The organism is Moorena sp. SIO2C4 (genome assembly GCF_010672485.1).
Lineage (GTDB): Bacteria > Cyanobacteriota > Cyanobacteriia > Cyanobacteriales > Coleofasciculaceae > Moorena > Moorena producens.
Genome location: NZ_JAAHGN010000655.1, coordinates 1 through 4,274, shown reverse-complemented (window position 1 = coordinate 4,274; position 4,274 = coordinate 1). Strand labels below are relative to the sequence as shown.

The 4,274-nt window shown below is 44.3% G+C and carries 3 protein-coding genes and 1 pseudogene; 1 reads left to right on the top strand and 3 read right to left on the bottom strand.

The genetic code is table 11. From position 1 onward, the window contains the following. On the bottom strand, positions 1-1,597 hold a 1,597-nt coding region (locus F6K20_RS26550), incomplete at its 3' end, for a GMC family oxidoreductase N-terminal domain-containing protein (RefSeq protein WP_287296629.1). Between the two features lie 186 nt (positions 1,598-1,783). Between F6K20_RS26550 and F6K20_RS26545 the strand changes: the two genes are divergently transcribed. Beyond that, positions 1,784-2,035: a hypothetical protein gene (locus tag F6K20_RS26545; protein ID WP_287263327.1), complete on the top strand. Its 252-nt coding sequence runs from the start codon at positions 1,784-1,786 to the stop codon at positions 2,033-2,035. Here the strand turns inward: F6K20_RS26545 and F6K20_RS40885 are convergent. After that, positions 2,023-2,106, bottom strand: a pseudogene (locus F6K20_RS40885) (Uma2 family endonuclease); the annotation flags it as partial. The gene F6K20_RS26545 and the pseudogene F6K20_RS40885 sit on opposite strands and share 13 nt — an antisense overlap. A 181-nt stretch (positions 2,107-2,287) precedes the next feature. After that, the gene (locus F6K20_RS26535; RefSeq protein ID WP_008187629.1) at positions 2,288-3,544 is read right to left on the bottom strand and encodes a glycosyltransferase family 4 protein; all 1,257 of its coding nucleotides are present in this window, start codon (positions 3,542-3,544) and stop codon (positions 2,288-2,290) included. Between the last annotated feature and the right edge of the window lie 730 nt (positions 3,545-4,274).

The window sequence follows — 4,274 nt, the reverse complement described above, 5'->3', positions numbered from 1 at the left end:
CCACATAGACATTAGCTGACCCGTATACTTTACCAGTATCTATTGCATTGTCGAGTCCTTTATCAATCGCCTTACCGAATAGGCATCCCCCCGACAAGTGCTGCTCCGACAGTAAAAACCTGCGACTGTAAACATCAACATACTCCTCAATCTGGTTCTCTTCGTAGGGCATCTTAGTTACCAGTCGCAAGAACCACTTAACTAACCAATGTGGCTGTTCTCCCAAGCCGTTCAACAGTGCCATGTGCTTGGCAATCTCACTGTTAGCTACCACTTTATCCTGATTGAAATGGGATTGTTCCTCTTCTCCAAAGAAATCTAATTCAATCCGAGAGTCGTCCCTTGAATAGCAACCCTCTTTAGCAGCATTAAACTTAATCGCCGCAGTAATCAAGTGGGCTTCATCATGCCATGGTTTGCCTTGAAGTAAGTTATAAAGTCCCCATAACAGGTTAATGATGAAATTGACTGCCTGAAGAAACACCCTAATCACGTTCTTGATGATATTAAACAACCAAGGTAACCTGATCACGAACTTCTTGAGCCAGTTTGGGAACAGGAACGCCAGATAAAGGTGGGCAATCATAAACCACAGCCTCTCAAAATTACCAGAAAAGAAATCGAAGCAGCAAACCGTTTCCTGTCCCGGTTGTTCTGGTTCTGGTTGCCATACCGTTGTAGCAAACACAGAGATGTACACATCCCGAGGGGTAACATCGATACTCTTATCCACCACGTAGAGACCCAGGGGCATGACAATATGGTCATTCACATGCTGCCCGATCAGATCGTTTCCCAATTCCTCGCGGTGAGACCAGAGCAGCCGTGGCGTCGCACCCCCTGCGCACATAATCACCTTTCCACCATCAGGAAGCAAAGACAAGCGTTCCGTCATCCCCGTGTCCAGGTACTTAACATGCACCCCCACACACCGTGGTTTTTGCCCTTGCTCCTTAGAAAACTCAAGTCTCTCAACCCTACACCTAGTCTTGATCTCCACTCCCTGGCCAAACCAATCGACAATGGATACTCCGCTGTGGGTTCGCTGCCCAAATGAGTTGAACTGGGTTGGAAAAAGGTGCAACAGGCCAGTATCCCTCACCTCCAAATTAGGAATATTGTCGATAGCGTCTGTACTGGTCACAAAACCAACCTTCTCAGCCGCCTGGAGTACTTGTTTAGTCACAGGTGACGGATCGGTTACCGGGTTTGGTCTAGCAAACTTCTGATTCAACTCTGCCTTCAGGCTGTCCCAATAGGCTGCCGTTTGACCAATATGTGTCGCCAGCCACTCCGACGACTCATGCATCATGGTATAGTTAATCGAGCCGCCACCACCCATAGTGCAGGCTCGCCCAGATATAATCGGAATTCCCTTGGGAGTCAGGGCATTGTGCAACTTGAATACCTTTTCCTCCGCGTAGGACTTAGTCCAGTTGTTCTGGTGGGTAATGTCGCTGGTAGTAAAGAAATCATCCCCCTCCTCCAGCACTAACACCCGCTCCCGGATAGACCTGTCATTACCAGCTTCTAGGTAATAGCTCAGAAACCCACAGGCTCCGTTACCAGAGCCAACCACGATCGTATCGTACATCATCGGAATGGTTTTTTAAGAAAATTATTTTATTATATCGAATAGCGAACAGGCCAAGAGTGTGGGAAGTATGGGAAGTGTGGGAAGTGTGGGAAGTGTGGAGAGATGGGAAGATGAGGAGATGGGGAGATAGCCAGATGAAATTGATGTGTAACCGTTTGAGTGCTAAGAATTGGATAACCTTAAACCTTGGCCAAAAGGCCACGCAATCGCGAACAACAAACCAACCTTCAACCTTCAACCTTGGCCAAAAGGCCACGCAATCGCGTTCAACAAACCAACCTTCAACCTTCAACCTTCAACCTTGGCCAAAAGGCCACGCAATCGCGTTCAACAAACCAACCTTCAACCTTCAACCTTCAACCTTGGCCAAAAGGCCACGCAATCGCGTTCAACAAACCAACCTTCAACCTTCAACCTTCAACGGCCATGGCATCATAGCGACGCTCAAACTCAGCCTGAGTCAGCCTGTCACCGTTTTCCAGGGGAGGAATTGTTGGGTTGAGTGCGATTGGCCGTAGGCCACGCTTCGCGATTGACCGTAGGTCACGCTTCGCGAACGCATTTCGAGTCATGGTTTTTAGCATCCCACTAAAGAACGTTTAATACTTATGAGGTGCATTCAATTTTGTTACCCCTACTCCCTACTCCCTACTCCCTACTCCCTACTCCCTAATCAGTAAAAGGGATTCATCAAGACTTCTGAACCGCTGCCAGTAACCGCTGATTTTGAATGTCAGAAAAGAGTTCTTCGTAACGGTTGAGAGCTTGATCAAATGAATAATATTGAAGAGCATGTTGTCTACTTCTGTTGCCCAGTAATGTAACTCTTGCGGGATCCTTATACAACTCTAAGATTGTTTCTGCTAGAGTTTCTGGATCCTCTGGGGGAACAACAATGCCACCGCCGCTTTTTTTGACAGCTCTGGCAGCGGTTCCATTAGCAGGAACAGAAGCTAGGATGGGGCGACCACTAGCTAGCAGTACTTGGATTTTGGAGGGCATATTGAAAGAAATTACATTCTGCTTTTGTATTACCAACCCCACATCCGCTGCTGCTAGCATTTCCGGTAGTTTTTCCCGAGGTTGAAATGGCAGCAGCTTAACATTATTGGCGTCCCAAGTCTTACAGCACTGCTTTAGTCGGCCTAAAGCTTTCTGTTCTCCAACGATCACAATCACAATATCTCGAACGTGACGCACCCTAGATGCTGCCTTAATCAGAGTTTCTAAACCTTGAGTGAGGGCAATATTACCGGAGTAGAGTATAACGAACTTACCATTAAGGTTATGGGCAGTGCGAAAGGAGTTGTTTTCTTTTGGTAAAGGACGGATGAAGTTAACATCAACCCAATTGGTAATCTTCACAATTTTAGAGCTTGGCACACCCTTGCTGCGCAAGTTATCGGTAAAGCCATCAGCAATCACACTGATTTTGGTGACTGTGCGGTAAGCAAACCTTTCTACAACCTCTAATGCACGGATTAGAGGTTGGTTGCTCAGTAAGCCTACTTTAATAGCAGCTTCTGGCAAAATGTCTTGGAGATTTAGAATTACTGGCGTTCGGTGTATCCACCCCAAAATCACAGCTGGTAGGGAAACTAGCAGTGGTGGACTAGTTAAAATAATGATATCAGGGCGAGGAGAACTCAGAGCCTTGAGGAAGCTGGTAGCAACAAAGCTTGCCTCTAGCAATAATCGGTCGATCAAATTTGGTTTCGGGCGAATCCGCACATAACAGCGATCTACAATCACACCTTTGATGTGTTCGGTAAGATACAATTTTCCTCGATATCCCTCATAAATTTGACGTTGAGGATAGTTGGGCATCGCAGTAATGACCCGAACATCATGGCCTCTTTTGACCAACCCTTCTGCTAGTTCAGTCATCAATGGGGCAATCCCAATTGGCTCTGGATGATAGTTGTAAGAATATATTAGGATTCGCATAATCTCTAGTAGATGTTGCCAGCCGGGTGTAGACTCACCAAATTTGTGTATTGATTTATTGGCTTTAGCACTGAGAACTCACGACCATTGTCAAGTCAGGTTGGTGGTGCAAAATGCCCAATCAGGGATTTTAACCCTATAACTATTTATTCGGCTTCAATTCCATATTTTACGCCTGAATGACAGTTTTTGTAACAAAATTTAACATAAACACCCTTGACCAAAATATCATAATTGTGCATTACTAAAGCCTCTTTAAGAGCTACAGCAAGAATCTTTATGCCAATTCTGATTATGGCTGCAACTAATAAATCCTCCCTTTTGGTAATTGGTAATTGGTAATTGGTAATTGGTAATGAGCGTCTGATTACCGAGCTATAACTAGTTTTTGAAATCAACGGATAATTTCATTTACCAATAATTATATTTATATCGAAAAAAACACTTTTATTCATGGGTGCAATCCCGCATTTTCTGGGAAAATAGATTTTTTTTTCAGAATTTTTACGGATGGCATAGGAATTAAAAATTAATTAACAATTATTCTATAATCTCCAAAGTATTTTTATAAAAAATAAGTAATATCATTTCCAAGCTGCGTCGAATTGTATAGCATTTTTCATATCCAAGCTGCGTCGAATTGTATAGCATTTTTCATAGCTATGAGGTACACATAGGGAGCAGGTCAATTTTGTAAGAACACTTGAACTATAAACGCTTGAACTACAGA

Excerpts from the sequence above, each read along its gene's own strand:
- F6K20_RS26535 (WP_008187629.1), bottom strand. The coding sequence starts at position 3,544 with ATGCGAATCCTAATATATTCTTACAACTATCATCCAGAGCCAATTGGG.